Here is a 20,318-nt window from a genome sequence, read left to right as displayed (position 1 = left end):
TCAGGAACGACCCCGCCTGAGGGAGCGGTAGAACGCGATGTGGCGCTCGGCCGCTGTCTGCCACGTGTGCGCGGCGGCCAGCGTTCGCCCGGCCTCCCGGCGATCCAGGTCGTCATCGGCCAGCGCGGCCGCGAGCTCGGCCGCGAAGGACTCCGCCCCGTCGGCGAAACGAGCCGCGGCACCGAAAACCTCCTTCAGCACCGGGAGCTCTCGCACTACCAATGGAGTTCCGGCCGCCAACGCTTCCATCGCGGCCAATCCGAATCCCTCCTTGGTGGACGGGAACGCGAAGGCGCTCGCGGCGGCGACCAAGCCGGGAAGTTCGTGCTCGGCGACGGGTCCCAGCACCACCGGTTCGACGCCGAGCTCCACCGCGCGGTCCTCCCAGCGCCGCCGGTAGTCGCGGTAGTCGAAGAGGGTTTCGCCGCCTGCGATGACCAGTGCGACATCGGGTTGCCGCTCGCGCAGCAGCACGTATGCCTCCAACAGATCCAGCGATCCCTTGCGCGGCTCGATTCCGCCGACGGTGAGCACGTAGCGGCCCAGCCTGTCGGTCCAGTACCGCCGGTCCTGTTCGGTGGTATCGGCGAACCGCTCGTAGGCGACCCCGTTCGGGATCACCTCGGCTTCAACGCCCCATCCCGCACTCAGCTCGTCGGCGACCGAGTGCGAGACGCAGACGTGCGAGTGCGGGGTGATGATGGCGCGCTCGTGGCAGGCTGCCAGCTCCGGTGTGCTGAAGTGGTCGATGTGGTGCACCGTGCGCACGCAGTCGCCGACCGCGTTGGCGCTGATGCAGTCCTGGGCGTGCACCACGTCGTACTCGTCCGGGGTGAACGCCGCACCGAGCGCCTCGATCGAGCGCAACACCCGCTCGCCCACCGTTTCGCCGCCCGGCCGGTCGGGAAACGGAACGATCCGCACCTCGACGGCGTCGTGGACCGGCCGGAAGAATCCGGTGTCACCGCCGCGTCCCAGAGTCCAGACCGCCACATCCTCGCCTGCTGCCGCCAGCGCTTCGGCCAGTGCCAGCGTGTGCACCACACCGCCACGCGGTTTGGTCGAGTAGCTCACCAACGCGATCTTCATCTGCCACCCCCGCGGTAGGACGACGGCCGCAGCTCGCCCAAGTGGTGCAGCACTCGCCGGGCACGTTCGATTTCAGCCGCCACATCGACCTCGGCGATGGCGAGCCCTGCTTTGGACCAGGTGCGGGCCAGGACGTCCCCGCCGGGTCCGACGACCTTCGCCTGGCCCAAGAACCGCATAGCACCCGTGGTCCCCGTCTGGTTGGACGAAGCGAGCACGACCTGGTTCTCCGCCGCGCGCGTCTGGTCGTAGAGGTCGAAGAGCTTGGCCTGCCGGTCCTGGGCCATTCGCGGTGCGCGATTGGTGATGCTGGTCGGCCAAGCCGATAGACAGGCCAGCACCTCCGCACCATCCAGCGCCAACGACCGCGCGGCTTCGGGGAAGGTCTTGTCGTAGTCGATGAGCATGCCCACCCTGCCGATCGGGGTGTCACATGCCGCGAAGGACTCGCCCGGCGAGTAGACCTGCGTCTCACCAGCGGGCAGGTGCACCTTGCGGTGCCTGCCGAGCACACCGTCCCCGTTGACGCACACCGCGGCGTTGTAGCGCACGTCGCCGCCGTCCTCGCAGTAGCCGACGCAGACGACCATGTCGGCAGCCAGCGAGGCGACTCGCCGGATCATCGGCGAGTCGGGAGCGAGCGCGGGCGGCAGCGCGTCCGCGCCGGGGTGACGCAGCTCCGCGAGGTAGCCGCCGAGGGCGGCGTCGGGCAGGACCAGCAACCCGGCACCGGCCAGACGAGCATCGTCGATCAGCTTGGCGATGCGAGCCAGGTCGAATTCGAGGTCACGTCCGAAATGCGCTGCCGCAGCGCCGATGCGGACCAGGCTCATGACAGGCCCGCGCCAGCCAGGTAGGCATCGGGCCGCCGGTCGCGGAGGTGTCCCATGTGCCTGCGCGCCGCTTCGAGCGCGCGGTCGACGTCGACGTCAGCGACCGCGCCCCCTCCTTCGACTCCGGTGTCGGCGAGCACCTCGCCTCCAGGATCGACGACCTTGGCGCTGCCGACGAAGCGCAGCGAACCGAAGGTTCCCGCCTGGTTCGCCGAAAGCCACAGCACCTGGTTCTCCAAAGCCCTGGCCCGGTCGAACAGGTCGAAGCGGCGCTTCCACCGGTCCTGCGCGAGATCCGCCGCGGCGTTGGTGCGCGACCCCGGCCAAGCGGACACGCAGACCCCGATCTCCGCACCGTCGAGAGCCAACGCGCGAGCCGCTTCGGGGAACGCCTTGTCGTAGCAGATCAGCATGCCCAGCCGTCCGGCGGGCGTGTCGAAGGCGTGGAAGGAGTCGCCGGAGTCGTAGCTGGCGTTCTCGCTCAGCGGCTGATGCACCTTGCGGTGGTTGCCGAGCACGCCGTCGCCGCTGACGCAGACCGCGCTGTTGAACTTCCGGTCCCCGGCCCGCTCGCAGTATCCGGCTACGACGGTCATGTTCCCGGCGAGAGCGGCCAGCCGCCGCACTTCGGGCCCGTCCAGCTCCAGCGCGGGAGGTCCCGGGTCGTCGGCGGCGGAGCCGTCGAGACCGAGCAGGTAACCGCCGAGACATGCCTCCGGCAGGGCCAGCAGCTGGACACCCGCGGACCGAGCCCGCTCGACGAGCTTCTCGACGATCAGGAAGTCCTGTTCCAGGTCGCGGCCGAATTCGGCGGCGACGGCGGCAAGGCGCAACGTGCTCATGCATCCCCCATTCCAGTCACCGTCGTGGTGATCGCTGCTGTGATCTCGCCGTCGGGCCACCGCAACCCGACGCCCCCGCCCCGCACCAGTTCTCCGCACGTGGCACCGGTGGCGGGTCCCGCCGGCAGCGGGTCGCTCCCCGCGTCATCGGTGGTGAGGACCGCGAAGCCGGGGAAGCACGTCAGCCAGTCGCCCAACGTCGCTCCGGCGGGGCGCGGCGCGCGGGCGACGTCGAGTACCGCCGCACACCCGCTGGCTTCAGCGAGCATGCCCAGGGTGCCCACGACCCCGGCCATCGAGACGTCCTTGGCCGCCGCCGGTCTCGCGGCGGCCACCGCGCCGAGCATGGCGCGCAGTTCTGGCGTGCGCCGGTGACTGGTGGAATCCCACTGCCGACCTCGGTAGCCGTGGCGCCAGCCACCGCCGAGATCCGCGGTCAGCCGGACCTCGTGTCCCGCGCGGCCACCGCCGCCCGGGACGGGATGGGCGGTGCGCCCGAGCGCGGTGACGGACAACGAGCCGGGCACGCCGAGCTGCGTGTGCCCGCCGAGCAGCGGAATCCCGCCGTAGGCGTCCGCAGCACGCCGCAGCCCGGCGACCAGGCGTCCGGCGTGCGCGGTGTTCCTGGCACCGATCGCGTCGAGCAGCCCGACCGGTTCCGCTCCCATCGCGGCGAGGTCGTTGACGTTGGCCAGTACCGCGCACCAACCGGCCCACTCCGGGTCGCGCTCGACCATCGCCGGGACGATCGCGTCACACGCCGCCACCAGGTCACTGCCCGGGACCGGGGCTCCGTCGTCACCCACGAATCCGGCGCCGCCGAATGCACCAGGAGGTCCGGTGGCCGCGTCCAGCAGCGGCCCCAGCGGAGCTTTGGTCGCCTCCACGAGATCGTGCACGCGACGCACGGGCCAGCGCATCAACGTGTGCGGCACACCGGCCACGTCGACCTCGCGAACCCGGTCCCAGCCCAGTCGTGCGAACAGGGGCTCGTTGCACACTTGCACCGTCGCGTCGAACCGCAGCGCACCGGCGGCCTCGGCGTGCGCGCAGGCGGCGCGCACCAGCGCCGGACCCACTCCGCGCGTTCCGCGCACCGCACCATCGACGACCAGTCTTCCGCCGTACCACCAACCGAGATCAGGGCCGTCGGTCGCCGGACCGAGCCGGACTCCCCCGAGCACTCCACCATCGCCGGAGCGGGCCACCAGGACGACCGTCCGCGAATCATCGTCCCGATCATCCCGGTCGGTTCCGGCGAAGAGGCCCTGTTCCCGCACGAACACCTGGTGCCGCAGGCGTCGGTACGCGGCGAGGGCCCCGGCGTCGGCCGCTTCGATTCGAAACGGTGGCTGCCCGGACAGGGTCGCGCGGTCACCGAGCAGCGACAGGACGTCCGGCATCGGCGGGCCTCCGGGCGGAAGCAGCTCTTCGTAGGCGATCACACTCATCCTCCCGCCGTCCTCAGCACCGAGCAGGCACCGCAGGCCGCGCACCCCGCGCCCTGATCCGCACCCGACATTCCGGCCCGCCTGAGCAGCCCGGCCACCGCGTCCGTCACGTAGGCCAGCAACTCGGCGCTGGGCGCCTCAACGCCGTCACGGGCGGCCAGTGTGCCCGCCATCGGCCGCAAGGGGACGACGAACGGGTACACGCCCCGCTCGATGAGCCCGGCGGCGCCGTCGATCAGCTCGTCGGGGTCCTCCCCGAGGCCGACCAGCAGATAGGTGGACACCCGGTTGTGGCCGAAGACGAGCACGGCCTCGTCCCACGCCGCTTCGTACTCGCTCAGCGGAACCTGCGACTTCCCGGGCATCCACCGGCGCCGCACCCGCTCGTCGAGGGCTTCGACGTGAATGCCGATCGCCGTGGCCCCGGCGTCCTTGAGCTCACCGATCCAGCGGAGTTCACCGGGTGGTTCGCACTGCACCTGAATCGGTAGACCGGGCACCGCCGCGAGCACCGCGCGGACAGAGCGCACCAGGTTTCGCGCACCGCGGTCCGGCCCCGTGGTGGTGCCGGTGGTCATCACCATCTGCCGCACCCCGTCGAGCCGAACGGCCGCCTCGGCCACCTCGGCCAGCTGCGCGGGAGTCTTCGCCGCCACGGTGGCGCCACCGCGCAACGATTCCTCGATGGTGCAGAAGCGGCAGCGGTCGGATTCGGCGTAGCGGATGCAGGTTTGCACCACGGTGGTGGCGAGCACGTCAGCGCCGTGCAGCCGGGCGATCCGCTCGTAGCTCACGCCTTCGGCGGTGCTCAGGTCGTAGAAATTGGGCCTGCGCACCGGAGCGAGTTCGACTCCGACGTCCTCCTCCCCCAGCCAGACCCGACCGTCGCGCACCGAGTACGGGCTGGCGGGGTTGGTGGGCAACGCGGCACCGGCGCCGTCGACGAGGACGTGGCCGTCGTCGCTGGGCCCTGCGCCGGCGGGACGCGCGACCTCGGCGTCCAGCCGGACCCCGTGCAACGCCAGCTCCGCACGGGTCATGATCCGCACGTCCACCGGCGTGCTGGTTCGCCCCTGTTCGGTATCGACGCTCACGACACACCTCCATGAAAAACCCGCGATCCCCCGCACGCGGCGCCCCGGGCCCCCCCCCCCGCCGCGCCCCCCCCCCCCCGGGGGGCCCCCCCCCCCCCCCGGGGGGGGGCCCCCGGACGGCACGACCGCGCGCTGCGGCGAATTTCGGGATGGGAACTTGGGAACTGGGCTCAGAGCTGATAGGTGGAGTTGATGATCGCGCCCTTCCGGGCGTAGTGGATGATCGCGTCCTGGACGTCGAGCGGGTGGGTGGGGATGACGCCTTCGATGAGGTCTTCCTCCCGCGCGCCGTGCAGCGAGAGGCCGAACCGGCAGCAGTACACCTTTCCGCCCTCGGCGATGAAGGTCTTGAGCTGGTCGTTGATGTTGTGCTCCCCGGGGAACGCGGAGTTCCCCGTGGTCGGGAATCCGCGGGTGGCCAGGCAGTTCAGCGAACCCGGCCCGTAGAAGTACACGGCCGACTCGAATCCCTTGCGCAGCGCGCGGGTCGCCTGCAGCACGGCCACGAAGCTCACCGAGGACTCGTGCGCGATGCCGTGCACCAACGTGAAGTAGGTTTCCCCGTTTTCCGCCTCGTAGTCGGGGAACACCTTGGTGGCCCCGTAGATGCTGGACCCTTCCGGCAGCGACGGGTGCGGGATCTCGTCGCGGGACTTGCGCTCGACATCGGTGAGTTCGACGGTCTCGGTCATGTTCTCTCCTCTGATCACGGTGTTTTTCAGTCGTAGAGCGCGGCGAAGGTCTCGCGGAACACGAGCTCGCCGAAGTAGCCGTCACCGGCTGCGGACCGCATCCGGGCGTACTCGCCGGGAAAGTCACCCCACGGTTGGTCGCTGGCGAAGAGCACGCGGTCGTGTCCGATGCCGCGGTGCTCGATCTCCCGGGCGAGCCAGTGCGGGGCGAAGCCGATGGCCCAGGAGAGGTCGGTGTACACGCGCTTTCCGGCGGCGACCCAGTCGAAGAAGCGCGAGCCGGCCAGCTTGATGTGGCCGCTCATGCCTCCTCCGAAGTGCACCAGGTGCACCGCGCAGCGATCGGCGTACCAGTCGACCAGGTTGCCCACCTGGTCGATGTCGGAGGCGGCGCCCGGCGAGGTGTGCACGTGCACGACCAGGCCGTGGCGCTCGGCGACCGCGAAGATCTCGTCGAGCAGGGGTCGGCACTCCGGCGCCGTCGGTGATCCACCGAGTAGGAAGCTCAGCTTCAGCGCCCGCACACCGGTTTCACCGGCCAGCGCGAGCGCCTTCGCCGTGCGCGCTCGATCTTCCGGTCGTGCGGACACCCACAGCCCGGCGCGCACCCGGTCGTCCCGCTGGGCGGCTTCCAGGACCAGCTCGTTGTGCGCGAAGGCGACATCGGGATCGGGCACGCCGTAGTTCGGCAGCACCAAAGCTCGTTCCGTCCCCTCCGCGTCCAGATCGGACAGCAGCTGGCCGACCGTGGCTCGGGCGGTGGTGTCGGCGTTGATGGCCGGGCCACCGTAGAAGGGGTGCGCGGGCAGCACCCCGAGATGCCGGTGCGCGTCGAAGACCAGGTTGTCGCTCACTGCTCACCTCAATTCGGCGACGGGACGGCGGAACGTGACGGTGATCTGCCGGTGAGCGCACCGCACACGTCGGTGATGCGGCGGGACGCGGCGATCCTCTCGACGAGGTACCGCGCATCCCTGCCGACCCCTTCCATCCGGCCGGAGCCCCAGGTGTGCTGCCAGGGCAGCCCGAGGAAGTGCAGCCCGGGTGCACTGGTCACGCCACGGCGGTGCACCAGATGACCGCGACCGTCGAAGACGGGGACCTCGATCCAGCGGTAGTCCGGGCGGAACCCGGTAGACCAGATCACCGTCGTGATCCCGGACTCGGCCAAGTCCAGCTCGCGCGGATGGGTCGCCGGGTCCGGCTCCCACACCGGCGTGTACCGGGCCTCGGTGGGCGCGTCGATGCCGCGAGCCGCTATGTGCGCGTCGATGGCGTCCTTGATGGACTCCATCACCTGGTCCGCCGCGTCCAATCCGGACTTGAGGTCGTCACCGAACGCGGCCCGGCCGTCGCGGATGTCGAGCAGACGCCCGTACAGCCGCATGCCCTGGCCCGCGAAGGTGCGCAGATCGATGTCCCGTCCGCCATCCCTGCCGGTGACGTAGTGGTTCACCCGCTTCCGCACCTGGGCGGGATCCGCGAACTCGTCGATGGTCTTGGCGTAATGCCCCATCTCGTCCAGCCACGCCACGCAGTCGCGGCCCCGATAGAACCGCGCCACCCGGGGCGCGTTGCCGACGGCCAGGTGCACACCGCGTCCCGCCAAGTGCAGGTCCTCGGCGATCTGTGCGCCCGACTGACCGCTGCCCACGACCAGCACATCGCCGGCCGGGAGTGCCGAGGGACTGCGGTAGTCGGCCGAGTGCAGCTGTTCGATACCGGCCGGGATCCGTTCGGCCGCAGCCGGTCTGCTCGGATCGTGGTAAGCGCCGGTGGCGACCACCACCTGTTCGGCGATGAACTCTCCCACCGTCGTGTCCAGCAGGTACGAGCCACCGGTGGACCGTCGCAATCGCGTGACACGCACCCCTTCCAGCACCGGTGCGCCAAAGGATTCGGCGTAGCTCTCCAAATAGGACACGATCTCGTCACGGAGCATGAAGCCGTCCGGATCGGCTCCCCGGTACTCGAATCCCGGCAGCGCGCACTGCCAGTTGGGGGTGACGAGGCAGAACGAATCCCAGCGACGGGAGCGCCAGTCGTGGCCCAGCCGCTCGGCTTCGAGCACGACGTGCCGGATGCCGCGCTGCCGCAAGCAGTAGCTGGCCGACAGTCCCGCCTGCCCGCCGCCCACCACCACGACCGGGTAGCGCGACTCGCGCGGGGTCATCGCCGCCTCCCCGCAGGGGAGTGCATCGCCTCCACGACGACCCGCCCATCGGACGGATGCTCGCGGGCGGTCGCGTTGATCTCGGCCAGCTGCCCTTCGGCAGCGGTGCAGCCGAAGCCGAACTTCGCCCGCACCCGTTCGTCGGCGATCCGCAACGCCTGCCTGCTGCGTTCGACGAAGTCGGTGACCTGGTAGGTACGGCCGACCTCGAGGTAATCTTCGATGATCGTGGATGGCGAGTAGCACTGCTGGACCGCACCGTCCGGCCAACGCACTCGAAACCGCATCTCTGGCATCGGTCCTCCAGTAGCGGGAAGACGAGGCGGAACCTCGTCGCTGCCGACGAGAACCATTCCAACGACCAGCTGTTTCCGGACGACGACATCCGGAAAAACAAGCGGTTCCGGCGCACGCGACCCTGTTACGACACCGCGAACGAGGCGCGCCGGCCGTCAGCGCGCCGCACCACGCGCTCGCTAACCGGGGCCGCACCTCACTGCCGGGCGCGGCTCAACTCCTGGAGTCCCACCACGACGGCGGCTTGCTCTGCGTCTCCCGCGCAGCTGGGAAGCGGTGCGGGGGCACCGGACTTCACAGTTCGACGTCCGGGTGCAGCCGCCCGACCGTCCACACCCGCTGTCTGCGCACTACGAGTGCGGTCGTCAGGAGGAATGCCGCCCAGAATCCACCGAGCACCGCGAAGTCCCGCACCAGATGTTCCACCAGGCCACCGGAGATCGTCATCCTCAGCCCGTCGACGAGATAGGTCATCGGCAACAGCGGATGGAGTGCCTGGAAGAACCCGGGAGTGGTCGGCACGGGGTACAGTCCGCCCGACGAAGTCAGCTGCAACACCAGCAGCACCAGCGACACCACATCTCCGGGAACGCCGAAAGCGGTGCGCAAACAGTGGTCGATCGCAGTGAACGCGGCGACACCGGCCAGCATCAGAGCCACGCAGGCGAGCGCGTGGCGCGGCGCCAGTCCTAGTCCGAGGTCCACGACGGCGTAGAGGATCAACGCTCCCGCACCTCCCAGGATCGCCGCGGGCAGCCATCCGGCGACCGCGATGGTGAGCGAGCCGACCCGCCCGGCCAGCGCCCGCAGGTTGACCGGCCGCAGCAGCAGGAACGCGAACAGCCCGAACACCCACAGCGCGATGCTGAAGAAGAACGGGGCGAAACCGCGTCCGTAGGGTCCCGCCGGATTCAGGTTCTCCCGCTCGATGCGCACCGGGGTCCCCAGCACGCGCGCCGCTTCGGTGATCTGGTCGGAGTCGGTCTCCGGGATACGGACGAAAGCCTGGTCCACCGTGCGCGTGAGGTCGGCGGCAGCGGAGTTCGCCTGGTCGGCGGCGGTCCGCATTGCGCCGGACCCCTCTTCCAGCGCGCCGATCCCGGAGCTGATCGTCCGGGCTCCCTCAGCCACGGCATGTGCTCCGGAGTCGACCGTTCGGAGCGGTACGTTCGCGTCCAGCACCTTGCGTTGGGCCCGACCGATGTGGTCGCGGGTCTCGTTCGCCTCGGCCAGGGCCTGGTCCGCCCGCTGCTGGTTCCAAGCAGCTTCTCGATCAGCCCGGCCGGCACGCACGTCGAGATCATGTGCGTGGTCGCGGGCCCGCTGCACCACCGGTTCGTCGGCCAGCTCGGGGTGGATGCGCACGAGTTCGTCGACGTCCTGCACACCGCGCGCGGTGCCGCGCTTGACCGCGCCGGTGGTGGCGTGCGCGAAGGCAGCACCGCGGGCCACCGTCGTGGCGGTGTCGACCAGCTGGTCCGCGGCCGCAGGGAGACGGTCCGCGACCGCGCGGTTGAGCTCATCGGTGACCTGATCGACCTGCCCGGTCGCCTCGGCCAGCTGAGCGGCGCCGTCGCTGACTCGCCCGGCACCGTCGTGCAAGGCACTGGTCCCGGACATCAGCGAACCGGTTCCCTGCTGTGCGACCTCGGTGGCGCCGAGCAACCGGTGGGAACCGTCGGACGCCGTGGCCAACCGGTCCTTCACTTCGGACAGCTCACCATAGATGCTGCGTACGTAGGCCCCGTGCGCCGCCGCGTTGATCTGGTCCTGCAGTTGCGGCTGCACGACCTCGGTCATGATTCCGGCGATGTAGTTGTTCGCGTCGTTGAGCCGGATGTCGATCCCGGCCTGTTCGGGAACGGTGTTGCTCGCGGTCGCGAGCTTGGTGCTGAAGTCCGGTGGGATGGTGATCGTGAAGTAGTAGCGCCCCTGCGCGAGCCCCTCTTCGGCCTCCGCCGCGTCGGTGAAGCTCCACTGGAACGTCCCAGCCGCCTTGAGCTGCTGCTCTACTTCGCTACCAGCGTCGACGCGCTGACCCTGCGCGGTGTGCCCGGTGTGGTCCTGGTTGACCACGGCGACCGGGATCCGGTCGAGCTCGCCGTAAGGATCCCAGTTCGCCCACAGGTACGTGGCGCCGTAGAGGAGCGGGATCAGGCACAGCAACGGCGGGACCGCTCTCCGCAGCGGACCCCGAAATCTGCGCAGTTCCAGCAAGGCCAGTTTGACGGCGGTCATGTGGCTCCCCGTCCCCCGTTCCGTTCCGCGCGTTCGGCACCGGCCAAGCGTTCCCCGCTGCGCTGCGGCAGCACGACGGGCACCGCGTCCGGGAGGTTCGGTGTGGGGTCGGTGCCGCTGAGCAACAAGGTGATTCCTGATTCGCGCACCCGGGCTAGGCCGCTCCACACCCGCGCCCGCCCCTCCCGTGCGCATCCGTCGTCGGGCTCATCGACGACCACGGCGCCCGGCCCGCGCGCCACCGCCAGTGCGACCGCGAGCAGCACGTTCGCCACGGAATCCAGGTCCTCGACCCGCACTCTGCCGGGCACGTCGATGCCGACGAGGTCGAACGCGGCGGACACGGCGGGCCGGTCGACCCGATCGATCCAGCAACGCTCCGCGATCAAGTCGTCGACTCGCAGCCGTTCCTCCAGCTGACAGGCCGGTCCCGCGCGGGCGAGCGCGACAGTCTCGCGAACCGCAGCGGCCTCGCGGGGCAGGTAGTGCTGACCGACGCGCACCGCACCACTGACGAACCGCATCCGGCCTGAAAGCGCGAGCAGCAGCGAAGTCCGGCCGGAGCCGGCAGGGCCGCGAACCAGCAACGCGCCACCGGCCTCGACGGCGGTGGAGACGTTCTCGAAAACCGGCCCCCTCCCACCGCGCACCGACAGTCCCTCAGCGATGACATCCGTCCCTGGCACCGGGGCACCATAACCACGACGTCATCCGAACACGCAGCACCACGCCCGCCGCCAGACGACGATCTGCGCCACCGGTAGGCTCGGGTCCGTCGATCCGGGGCCCGGGACCGCACCTCGCTCGCGGACCGCGACTCCGAAACCGACTCAGAACAACCACACCGGCAGCGAAATCAATCCGTGGACGATGGACAGCTGCCGGAAATCCAGCTCGGATTCCGGAACGGCCAGCCGCATCCGCGGGAACCGGTTCGCCAGCGACAGGTACGCGCGCTCGAGTTCCATCCGTCCGAGCTCCGCCCCGATGCAGCGGTGGATGCCGTGGCCGAACGCCAGGTGCGCGGTGCGACCGCGTGCCATGTCGAACTCGTCCATGCCCTCGCCCAGGGCCGGGTCGCGGTCGGCGGCGCTCAGCGAGCACAGCACCACGTCCCCCGCCGAGATCTCGACGTCGCCGATGACCGTGTCTTCCTCTGCGAACCGCGGAAACGCGACCTGTACGACGGTGGCGTAGCGCAGCGCTTCCTCGACGAACGCGTTCGCGCTGCCGGGGTCTTCGCGCAGCTGTTGCGGGATCGAGGGATCCCGCAACATCAGCAGTGCGCCGATTGCGATCATGCTCGCAGTCGTCTCGAAGCCTCCGGTGAGCAGCCCGTCGGCCAAGCCCACCAGTTCGTCGTCGTCCACCTCGTCACCGTGGTCGCGCACCACCGCGCCCAGCAGGCCGTCGCCCGGGTCTCGCCGCTGCTCGGCCAGCACGCCGCGCAAGTACTCCAACGAGTCGGTCATCGCGTTGAACGAGTGCTGTGCCCGCCCGGATAGGTCGAACCGCGCCTCGCTCAACTCCTGGATGCGTTCGGAGTCGTGCCGCGGCATGCCGAGCAGCTCGCAGATCACCGCAGCGGGGATGACCGCCGCGAACTCCGCGACTAGGTCCACCGGGCCCGACTTCGCCGCCGCAGCGTCCAGCGCCTCATCGATGATCTCCTGCACCCGCGGCCGGATCCGGGCAATCCTGCGCTTGGTGAACTCCGGCTGCAAGAGCTTGCGCAACCGCGTGTGCCGGGGTGGATCGGCGAACCCCAGTCCCGGGCTGCTGCTGACGGATTCCGCGCCCAGCACTCGACCGAGGTCGTTGCTGAACCCACAGGACGAACCCAGCACGTGCTTGCACTCCGCATAACCGGTGACCAGCCACACGCTCCGGCCGATCGGCAGCGGCAGCCGCCGCACAGGCTTGATCGACCGCCCACGAGTCAGCTCCGGCACCGGGGACACCCCGTCCCGTTGCAGCACCGCCTTCGCCGATTTGGGCAGGTACCGCAGCTGGGACAATTCCACACCGCTGCCCTGCTTCACACTCCGGTAGCGGCCCGCGAACCAGGAGAGCAGGCCCGAACTCACCGCATCCAAGCACAGCAGCTGCGGCATCCGCCTCCGCGAGAACGAACTCAAGCACTTCAACCGCAAAAAGACACCCGCAGACGCTCACGCACGCTGTTCCCGATAAGGTACATCGCCTTCGCCGCCTGCCGGTGTGCCCACCTTCCATTTTCCCGGTGTCCGGCGGTTCGGGACCCCCGCTCGTGCGCGTTCGCCGCTGCTGGGCGATTGACGGCTTCGCACGCGGTCGACCCGACGTGAACCCCGCGCTCGCTCGGCGAGCTGGCGACACGGCGAGCCGTTGTCCACCACCGCGCACGGCTACGCGGCCGCGGGCAAAAGGGCCGGTCGGCCGCCAGATGCGGTCCCGGCCGCGGGCGACGTGACCAACCGACCGCACTCGCTGGCGGCGATCCAGTCGTCCAGGGTTGCGGCACCGCCGAGAGAGGGGTCGCTCAACTCGCTTGCCACCGGCAACCCCGTAGCCGCGGAACGGACTTCAGGTACCAGCGCGTTCCACCACAAACGGTGGTTGCTCACCGCGGCCGCGACCACCAACGCCCCACGCTCATCGTGTTGGTCCAGGCACCAGGCGAGGGTGTCGCCGGGAACGCCCGCAACGACGACGACTCCGCCAGGACTGGTCTCCGGCAGGGCCGCAAGCTGATCCCGCGCACGACGATCACCGAAGGCTTCGAGCACGACGCGGGACGCGTGATCGCGCTCGTCGCTGTGCTCGTCAAGCGCCTCGCGGATCCAAAGCCCCGGACCGAGCGGCCGCTCAACGTGCTCGACCACCGCCTCCCACGGCCATGGCTCGACGCGGCGCCTCAACAATTCCGACATCCGCTCACGAGCTCCTGACAGCGTGTCGGCCTCCACCGCGGCGTCATCGGCGATCGCATAGCCCCGCCACTGCTCCCAGTCGCCCGCCTCCGCAGCGCACCAGCGGTAGATCACGTGCAGCACCGGCACCGGAACGCTCACCACCTTCCTGCGATCGACCCGGCTCGTCAGCGGGCCTCACCCTCGGACTTGAAATTCTCCGTTCGTGAGTACAGAATAGATTCATCGGCGGACCTGTCAAGTTTGGCATCCGAACTGCCCCGAAGAAAGGCGTACGGGTGCGCCGCCATGGCGCTGCCCGTCGGTCGACCAGCTCCACATGGGAAAGGAGAGTTGTGATGACGCTCGCGTTCGACCCGTTGTTCCGGGATCTCAACCGCTTGACCACCGAGGTGTTCGGCACCAGCCGCGCGCCGCAGGGCATGGCCATGGACGCCTACCGCGCCGGCGAGAACTACGTCGCCGAGTTCGACCTGCCCGGCATCGACCCGGACTCGCTGGAGGTCAGGGCGGAGAACAACACGCTGACCGTGCGAGCCCAGCGTCAAGGCCGCACGGAAAGCGATACGAACGGCGAGATCAGCTACATCGCCGCCGAGCGACCTCGCGGGACCTTCTCCCGGCAGCTGGCTCTGGGTGACGGGCTGGACTTGGACAACATCACCGCGGACTACGCCGACGGAGTCCTGACCGTGACCATGCCAGTGGCCGAGCAGGCCAAGCCCCGCCAAATCCAGGTCGGGCGCCGTGACACCGGCGGCCGCAAGGTCATCGACAGCGGCGGCAGCTGACCCCACCCGTTCCGCGTGCCCGGGTCGCAGATCGGCCCGGGCACGCCCTACCGGCCGCAGCAGGAGAGACCCGAACGCTCCGGCGCCGAGGGGACTGGAACCGCACTCGACGACATCGACCATCCCGTCTACACCGTGGGACGAGCTGCAGAGATGCTGCGCGTCACCCCCGGACTTCCTGCGCAGCTGGACGACACCGGCCCGCGTGCCGGCCCTGTTGGGCGATCCCGAGCTGACCGCGCTGGCCATGGCCTGCCGCATCGCCGGCCTCGAACGGGACCTCCACGACACCCGGCCACCTTCGTGGAACCTCTACAACCCGCACGGAGAGCGCGATCCCGACATCGAGGGGGAGATGCCCCTCTGATCGTCGCGTTCGACGACTGCCTCGACGCACCACTCGGTCCATCCGATGACCGAACGGATATTTCATGCAGCCGATGCAGGTATCATGCCAAAAAGACGGACGATTTCTTGCGCGAGAGTCGGCCGGGACAGGGCAGCCACGGTGCTCTTCGCTTCCTGGGCTCAGGAAAGCGGTGTGCAGGCGAGCGTGGCGGGAGGCGTTGTCTCGTGCTCTCCCACCACTATCCCTTCGGAGACCACAACCATCGTCAACACCTGCATCCTTGCCTGGAACGACATCGGGCACGCAACGTCAGGTGCACGCCTCCCCCGAATGCGGCAGAAGCCCCGCTGTGGACGTCACCGGGACCGGACGAGCCTCAGCGGGAGTCGCGCTGGTCGTCAGCGAGAGAGAGACTCATCCCGGTTCCCCTGCATTGCGGGCACATCCGCGGAGCGAGGACGAAGGACGGCGTGGCGTCGGGACCGTATCGGGCTTGCAAAGTTGTGATCATCCGTGTCCCGTGGCAGCGCGAGCATCGCGACCGGGGCCAAGTCGTGGGCGATGCTTCAGTGGCCCGCCGAAGCACTGCTGATCGCAGGTCGCGAAGGTGTTCGTCCTCGTCTTCGACAGTGGCATGACGTTCGTGGGCCTGCGCGTGTTCTGCCAGCGCGCGTTCGAACGCCGCGAGGGCGTGCTCGAGTTCGACGTTCGACGCCGGAGTGCTGTCAGCCATCACGTCTCCTTCGTCGCTGAGATGATGCGGCGCTCGGGAACATTCACGCCACGTGCTGCCGCCAGATCGCGGCCCCGCCCCGCGAGGCGCGAAGATCGCTACCGGAGCGAACAGCGGCACGCAGCTTGCGACGGTCGGCTTCTCCGAGACCACCCCAAATCCCGTACCTCTCATCGTGCAGCAACGAGTGTTCGAGGCAAGCCTCTCGGACAGGGCAGGTGCCGCAGATGCGCTTGGCGGCCGTCCCGGACTGACCCTGCTCGGGGAAGAAGGCATCTGGATCGGTCTGCGCACAGAGCCCGGACTGGTACCAGTCCGGCTGTCGATCTTCGGCCACCGGTTCGCCGTCAACGATGCGCATGTTCAGAACCTCCGTTCAGAGCACTTGTACGCCCATGTGACCGTCACCCGGACGAGGCATGACGCAGCGAATTTAGTGTTCTGGATCACTCGTACGGCAGCATGAAAGGGGCGGCCTCACTCGCCCCACGTCCCAGCGGGCCATAGCGCGTAACGCTCGGCGCGACCGAGGCAGGAAGTTGCAGAGCATCGCCAAATACCCCCTAAGAGGTGAATGCAGCTGGTACCTATGCCCTAATACTGTTGTTCCATGTACAGACAGGCCACCCAGAACCCGACTCCGGTACATGAGGACACACTGCTGCAGATTTGGCTTACCGGCCGCATATCAGATCTGCTGGAGCTCGCCTCCAGCGACCTCAAACAAGCTTGCCGAGAATTCGATGCACTCATCCCCCAGTGGGGCACCAAACGCGTCAGGCGCGCACTTGGCGATCTCGTCCAGGACTTCCAAAAATAAGGCCCCGCAGTACCGAGGCACGCCAAACTAGGAGCTTGTTGATCGGGCCTACCACCTTGAACCAGCGAGCGAGCGTCAGATCTTACCGCAGACAGAACGACGGAAGATCCCGCCGCACATCCCCACATCCCGGGAGGCACGTGCTCGGCAGTCAGGCGTGAGCTCGAGCGATGTTCGAGGCCGGACTCCGCGGAGTCAGGTCGTTCAGCGAACGTTGCCGAGCATCATCGTGGCTCAACAAAATATCCGCACTTGCGGCAACTCACTCACCAAGCCCCCGGGAAACCAATCCGACCCTAGAGGTCATTACCCGCGTAGGACAAGTTGAAACTCTTATTCACCAATGGAAAATCAGGGACAATCGTGTTGTTCAACGCCACCGGCAGTGCCGGCCAGTTGAAGAAGCTCGGGTCGACAATCTTCACCCGACTCAACCGCCCATTCATTTTGAGCTCCACCCGGTGCACGATAGTGCCCCGCCATCCTTCGGTGATACCTACACCGGAACCACCAAGACCGTCAGGTTCATCGACGCATCCACTCGTAGCGGACACCCGACCGTCTATCTGCTCCGCCAAGTGCGCGATCATATCGATCGATTGACTGACCTCTGCAGCCCGCCCGGAAAAACGTGCTAGCACGTCTCCCCCGGTCTGCTCGTAGTGAAGGCGCTGCTGCGGGGGAGACAGCACCGGGTGGTCCCACCTCGCGTCCACCTCCAGCCCGCTGGCTCGGGCGACATAGCCCAAAGTTCCCAGATCGAATGCCTGCTGCGAGGACAGCACCGCGGTGCCGGCGAAGCGGTCCCGCACCACGCTGTGCCCCAGCGCGAGGTCGTGCAGCTGCCCGGCCTCGTCCTTGACGGCTGCCAGCGCAGCCAGGTCCGGGAGCTTCCGGACCACCGCTCCGCCCACCCGCACTCCGCCTCGCAACAAACGGTGTCCGGTGACGTCGTCGTTCATCCGGAGCAGACGCTCGCGCAGTCGACCGGCGTGCGAGTTCAGCACGCCGTGCCCCACGTCGTTGCACAGCGCGCCGAGATCGGTGACGTGGTTGTACAACCTCTCCAACTCCAGCAGCACTGCGCGGATCCGCAGCGCGGCCAGCGGTACTCGCACGGACGCAGCGTCCTCGACCGCCTGGCAGTACGCCAGCGCGTGCCCGACGGAGGTGTCCCCGCTGATGTGCTCGGCGAGCGACAGCCCCTCGTCAGGTCGCAGTCCTTGGAATTGCTTTTCTATTCCTCTGTGGACGAACCAGAGACGGGCTTTGAGGTTGAGGATCGTCTCCCCGACGACCGAGAAGCGAAAGTGACCGGGTTCGATCAGTCCTGCGTGTACGGGCCCCACCGGAATCTCGTGCACACCGTTGCCCTCGACCGCTCGGAAGGGGTAGGGGCCGTCGACGGCTCCGAACTCCGGTGCCTCGCCCGCGTCCTGCCGCATCGGATACCACCCCTGCGGCCAGTGGAAGTGCCGCACGAGCCGACGCGGTAGCGGATGGCCGTCCGGCACGATGCCGAACAGATCGCGCATCTCACGTTCGAAACGACCCGCGGGGAACGACAAACCCGCCACGCTCGGCAGGTGCGGATCAGCGCGATCGACCGGCACTTGCAGCTCGACGCGGCGATCGTCGTCCGCACAGGTGAACAGGTAGACGGCACGCAACAGCTGACCGTCATCGTGTCCAGCGATCATCGCGATCCGGTACCCGGCCGTCAACAACCGTTCCACCTGCGCGTACACGGCATCCGGCGTGATGATCAACGCGGTACGCCGGTGGCCGCGCGGTTCGCCGTCGGCGCTGTCGGGAAGAGTCATGGCGTTCCTGAGAGGAGCTCGGCGGTCAGGGGCAACAAGGGATCCAGGAGGCCACCGACGGCACCGAGCACGACGGAAGCGACCAAGCCGGTGAGCAGAACCGCCTCCGTGCGCGCCCCGGTGCGCGGCGGTGCGACCTCGGCTCTCCCGCTGGAAGATGCACCGAGCAGCATCCGGCTGGTGTGGACCAACAAGGAAGCGCCGATCATCAGAACGAAGAAGAACGCGACCGCAACTGCCCACCCCAGCCCCGCACGGAATCCCTCACGGGCGATCCCGATCTCGCTGGCGAACAAGCTGAACGGAGGCATCCCGGCAAGCGCCAGCACACCCAGCCCGAAGCAGCCGGCGAGTACCGGGTACCGGACGGCCAACCCACGAGCCCCATCCACCCTGCTGGTACCGATGAGTTGCGACATTCGCCCGGAGCCGAGGAAGAGCACCGTTTTCACGAGGCCATGCCCGAAAATGTGCAACAGCACCGCAGCGATCGCCAACCGTCCACCGATGCCCGCACCCAACGCTGCCAATCCCACGTGCTCGATGCTGGAATAGCCGAGCATCCTCTTGTAATCACGCTGAGCGATCAGCAGGGATGCCGACACCGCCAACGACATCAAGGCGAGGATCACCAGCAGGACGCGGACGAATCCGGGTCCCAGGGCCACATCGGCGATCATCTTGACGCGCAAGACGGCGTAGAAGGAGACGGCCAGCATCCCGCCTGACATCAACGCCGCGACCGGCGCCGGTGCTTGGCCGTACGCGTCCGGCACCCAAGCGTGCAGAGGCGCCAACCCCGCTTTCGCCCCGAAACCGATGATCAGCAATGCGCCGGCGATCCGAGTGACCGCCGGATCCAGTGATGCCGCGGTGGACACGAGCGCCGACCAATCGAGGCCCGCCCCAGCACCGGTGTGCAGAGACGCGTAATTGAGCAGGAACACCCCCAGCAGTGCGAGTCCGATACCAGCTGAACAGATCACGACGTACTTCCACGCCGCCTCCACCGCGGAACGGGTCCGCTGCTGCCCCACCAGCAGGGCGGTCGCGATCGTGGCCGCTTCGACCGCTACCCACATCACCCCGAGGTTGGCGGCCAGCACCGCCAAGGTCATGGTCCCCACGAAAACCTGGACCAGCACGCAGTGGAGCACTGCGGCACGAGAGTCCAGCCGTCCAGCTGCCCGCTCCACGGCCAGGTGTTCCGGAGTCGCGAAAGCCGCCAACAGCGTGACCGTACCGGTCAGTACCAGCATGAACGCGGTGAGGGCGTCCGCTCGCAACATCCCGTGCAGCGCCGTGGTCGGACCGTTCTCGACAACGGACAGTGCGACGCCCGCGGAAGCGAGCAGCACCAGCGCGGCGGTCACCACTCCAACCCACGACGTCGCGCGGTGCCACCCCGCCAGCGCGCACCCCGCGGCGCCCACCAGCGGAACGGCTACCGCCGCGATGAGGAGCCAATGGATCATCAATCGTGCAACTCCCGCAGTTCAGCCAGATCTGTGGTGCCGAACGCATCCCGCATCCGCACAGTCAAGGACTGCAGCACCAGCACCACCAACAACACGTCCAACGACACACCCAACTCCACGACGAGCCCTGCACCCGAGGTGGTCAAGAACCCGACGGCCGTGACGCCGTTGTCGATCAGCAGGAAGCCGACCACTTGGGACAGTGCCCGACGGCGGGTGACCAGGACGAAGAACCCGATCAACACGACTGCCACACCGATGACCAGGGCATCCGTGGCCGGTGATGGGGCGAGCGCCACCAGCGGCTGCGAGACCGCGTAAGCCAACAAGGTGAGCGCGGCACCCGCGAGCAGCGAAGCCGCGATGTTCACCACAGAGCGGGTCTCCCGCCCGACTTCGTCGGACGCCGCCAAGGCACGTCGTAGCAGCATCGGGAGCACGCCGGCTCGAAGCACCAGAAGACCCGCACACACGGCCGCCAGCTCGCCGGAGCGCTCGTAACCCGCGGAAATCCCGACGACAGCTGCCAGCGCGGCCCCCTGCAACGCGAAGACCCGGATGACGACGGTGAGTTCCCGGCGCCACAGCACGAGCACGGCGGCGAGGAGCATCGCGCCGCAAGCCGCGTCGAGCAGCAGGACGTACAGGTCACGGCTCATGGCGCACTCCGGTGGCGGATCATCGTCATTCCTTTCGGCTCGGA

General features: G+C 68.5%; 18 protein-coding genes and 1 pseudogene. 2 read left to right on the top strand and 17 right to left on the bottom strand.

Annotation, left to right across the window (positions count from 1 at the left end; all coding sequences use genetic code 11):
* From LCD33_RS01555 to LCD33_RS01495, 13 genes are all read right to left on the bottom strand, one after another.
* Complete coding sequence (locus tag LCD33_RS01555; protein WP_224961789.1) at positions 1 to 1,089, bottom strand: MSMEG_0565 family glycosyltransferase; 1,089 nt, start codon at positions 1,087 to 1,089, stop codon at positions 1 to 3.
* Entirely contained in the window at positions 1,086 to 1,922 is an 837-nt protein-coding gene (locus LCD33_RS01550) for a carbon-nitrogen hydrolase family protein (RefSeq protein ID WP_224961787.1), read from the bottom strand. Before LCD33_RS01550 ends, LCD33_RS01555 begins: the two co-directional genes overlap by 4 nt.
* Positions 1,919 to 2,764: a carbon-nitrogen hydrolase family protein gene (locus LCD33_RS01545; protein ID WP_224966524.1), complete on the bottom strand. Its 846-nt coding sequence runs from the start codon at positions 2,762 to 2,764 to the stop codon at positions 1,919 to 1,921. Before LCD33_RS01545 ends, LCD33_RS01550 begins: the two co-directional genes overlap by 4 nt.
* Positions 2,761 to 4,215, bottom strand: a complete 1,455-nt coding sequence (locus LCD33_RS01540; protein ID WP_224966523.1) for an MSMEG_0567/sll0787 family protein — start codon at positions 4,213 to 4,215, stop codon at positions 2,761 to 2,763. The genes LCD33_RS01545 and LCD33_RS01540 overlap by 4 nt, the downstream gene beginning before the upstream one ends.
* Complete coding sequence (locus LCD33_RS01535) at positions 4,212 to 5,309, bottom strand: MSMEG_0568 family radical SAM protein (RefSeq protein ID WP_224961781.1); 1,098 nt, start codon at positions 5,307 to 5,309, stop codon at positions 4,212 to 4,214. Before LCD33_RS01535 ends, LCD33_RS01540 begins: the two co-directional genes overlap by 4 nt.
* 170 nt (positions 5,310 to 5,479) lie before the next feature.
* Positions 5,480 to 6,001 carry an MSMEG_0572/Sll0783 family nitrogen starvation response protein gene (locus LCD33_RS01530; protein ID WP_224961420.1) on the bottom strand — a complete coding sequence of 174 codons (522 nt, stop codon included), beginning with the start codon at positions 5,999 to 6,001 and terminating at the stop codon, positions 5,480 to 5,482.
* A gap of 26 nt (positions 6,002 to 6,027) precedes the next feature.
* Complete coding sequence (locus LCD33_RS01525; RefSeq protein WP_224961418.1) at positions 6,028 to 6,855, bottom strand: amidohydrolase family protein; 828 nt, start codon at positions 6,853 to 6,855, stop codon at positions 6,028 to 6,030.
* An 8-nt stretch (positions 6,856 to 6,863) separates the two neighbouring features.
* Entirely contained in the window at positions 6,864 to 8,174 is a 1,311-nt protein-coding gene (locus LCD33_RS01520; RefSeq protein ID WP_224966522.1) for an MSMEG_0569 family flavin-dependent oxidoreductase, read from the bottom strand.
* On the bottom strand, positions 8,171 to 8,461 hold the full coding sequence (locus tag LCD33_RS01515) for an MSMEG_0570 family nitrogen starvation response protein (protein WP_224961414.1): 291 nt from the start codon (positions 8,459 to 8,461) through the stop codon (positions 8,171 to 8,173). Before LCD33_RS01515 ends, LCD33_RS01520 begins: the two co-directional genes overlap by 4 nt.
* A 304-nt stretch (positions 8,462 to 8,765) precedes the next feature.
* Positions 8,766 to 10,688 (bottom strand): YhgE/Pip family protein, encoded by a 1,923-nt coding sequence (locus LCD33_RS01510; protein WP_224977440.1) that lies wholly within the window; start codon positions 10,686 to 10,688, stop codon positions 8,766 to 8,768.
* Positions 10,689 to 10,705: 17 nt separating this feature from the next.
* Positions 10,706 to 11,395 (bottom strand): ATP-binding cassette domain-containing protein, encoded by a 690-nt coding sequence (locus LCD33_RS01505; protein WP_224961410.1) that lies wholly within the window; start codon positions 11,393 to 11,395, stop codon positions 10,706 to 10,708.
* A 144-nt stretch (positions 11,396 to 11,539) separates the two neighbouring features.
* Positions 11,540 to 12,823, bottom strand: a complete 1,284-nt coding sequence (locus LCD33_RS01500) for a cytochrome P450 (protein ID WP_224966520.1) — start codon at positions 12,821 to 12,823, stop codon at positions 11,540 to 11,542.
* Between the two features lie 273 nt (positions 12,824 to 13,096).
* Positions 13,097 to 13,762 (bottom strand): hypothetical protein, encoded by a 666-nt coding sequence (locus tag LCD33_RS01495; protein ID WP_224966519.1) that lies wholly within the window; start codon positions 13,760 to 13,762, stop codon positions 13,097 to 13,099.
* Between the two features lie 197 nt (positions 13,763 to 13,959).
* On the opposite strand from LCD33_RS01495, the gene LCD33_RS01490 reads away from it, so the two are divergent.
* Positions 13,960 to 14,412, top strand: coding sequence for an Hsp20/alpha crystallin family protein (locus tag LCD33_RS01490; RefSeq protein ID WP_224961404.1), 453 nt, complete (start codon positions 13,960 to 13,962; stop codon positions 14,410 to 14,412).
* A gap of 205 nt (positions 14,413 to 14,617) precedes the next feature.
* Positions 14,618 to 14,779 (top strand): hypothetical protein, encoded by a 162-nt coding sequence (locus LCD33_RS01485; protein ID WP_224961402.1) that lies wholly within the window; start codon positions 14,618 to 14,620, stop codon positions 14,777 to 14,779.
* An 833-nt stretch (positions 14,780 to 15,612) separates the two neighbouring features.
* On the opposite strand, the pseudogene LCD33_RS01480 reads toward LCD33_RS01485, so the two are convergent.
* The 4 genes and pseudogenes from LCD33_RS01480 to LCD33_RS01465 all read right to left on the bottom strand — a co-directional run.
* A pseudogene (locus tag LCD33_RS01480) lies at positions 15,613 to 15,855 on the bottom strand (WhiB family transcriptional regulator); the annotation flags it as partial.
* Positions 15,856 to 16,610: 755 nt separating this feature from the next.
* On the bottom strand, positions 16,611 to 18,137 hold the full coding sequence (locus tag LCD33_RS01475; protein ID WP_224961400.1) for an NADH-quinone oxidoreductase subunit C: 1,527 nt from the start codon (positions 18,135 to 18,137) through the stop codon (positions 16,611 to 16,613).
* Positions 18,134 to 19,612, bottom strand: coding sequence for a proton-conducting transporter membrane subunit (locus LCD33_RS01470; protein WP_224966518.1), 1,479 nt, complete (start codon positions 19,610 to 19,612; stop codon positions 18,134 to 18,136). The genes LCD33_RS01475 and LCD33_RS01470 overlap by 4 nt, the downstream gene beginning before the upstream one ends.
* On the bottom strand, positions 19,612 to 20,274 hold the full coding sequence (locus LCD33_RS01465) for a hypothetical protein (protein WP_224966517.1): 663 nt from the start codon (positions 20,272 to 20,274) through the stop codon (positions 19,612 to 19,614). Before LCD33_RS01465 ends, LCD33_RS01470 begins: the two co-directional genes overlap by 1 nt.
* Positions 20,275 to 20,318 lie beyond the last annotated feature (44 nt).

Origin of the sequence: Saccharopolyspora sp. 7B, from assembly GCF_020177435.1 — a bacterium.
Classification (GTDB): Bacteria; Actinomycetota; Actinomycetes; order Mycobacteriales; family Pseudonocardiaceae; genus Saccharopolyspora_C; species Saccharopolyspora_C gregorii.
The sequence above is the reverse complement of the archived record's forward strand: the minus strand, read 5'-3'. Positions and strand labels throughout refer to the sequence as shown.

Bases quoted from the DNA above. Each gene is read 5' to 3' on its own strand.
- LCD33_RS01475 (WP_224961400.1), bottom strand. From the start codon at position 18,137: ATGACTCTTCCCGACAGCGCCGACGGCGAACCGCGCGGCCACCGGCGT.
- LCD33_RS01540 (WP_224966523.1), bottom strand. From the start codon at position 4,215: ATGAGTGTGATCGCCTACGAAGAGCTGCTTCCGCCCGGAGGCCCGCCG.
- LCD33_RS01500 (WP_224966520.1), bottom strand. From the start codon at position 12,823: ATGCCGCAGCTGCTGTGCTTGGATGCGGTGAGTTCGGGCCTGCTCTCC.
- LCD33_RS01545 (WP_224966524.1), bottom strand. From the start codon at position 2,764: ATGAGCACGTTGCGCCTTGCCGCCGTCGCCGCCGAATTCGGCCGCGAC.
- LCD33_RS01465 (WP_224966517.1), bottom strand. From the start codon at position 20,274: ATGAGCCGTGACCTGTACGTCCTGCTGCTCGACGCGGCTTGCGGCGCG.
- LCD33_RS01555 (WP_224961789.1), bottom strand. From the start codon at position 1,089: ATGAAGATCGCGTTGGTGAGCTACTCGACCAAACCGCGTGGCGGTGTG.
- LCD33_RS01530 (WP_224961420.1), bottom strand. From the start codon at position 6,001: ATGACCGAGACCGTCGAACTCACCGATGTCGAGCGCAAGTCCCGCGAC.
- LCD33_RS01520 (WP_224966522.1), bottom strand. From the start codon at position 8,174: ATGACCCCGCGCGAGTCGCGCTACCCGGTCGTGGTGGTGGGCGGCGGG.
- LCD33_RS01490 (WP_224961404.1), top strand. From the start codon at position 13,960: ATGACGCTCGCGTTCGACCCGTTGTTCCGGGATCTCAACCGCTTGACC.
- LCD33_RS01550 (WP_224961787.1), bottom strand. From the start codon at position 1,922: ATGAGCCTGGTCCGCATCGGCGCTGCGGCAGCGCATTTCGGACGTGAC.
- LCD33_RS01470 (WP_224966518.1), bottom strand. From the start codon at position 19,612: ATGATCCATTGGCTCCTCATCGCGGCGGTAGCCGTTCCGCTGGTGGGC.
- LCD33_RS01515 (WP_224961414.1), bottom strand. From the start codon at position 8,461: ATGCGGTTTCGAGTGCGTTGGCCGGACGGTGCGGTCCAGCAGTGCTAC.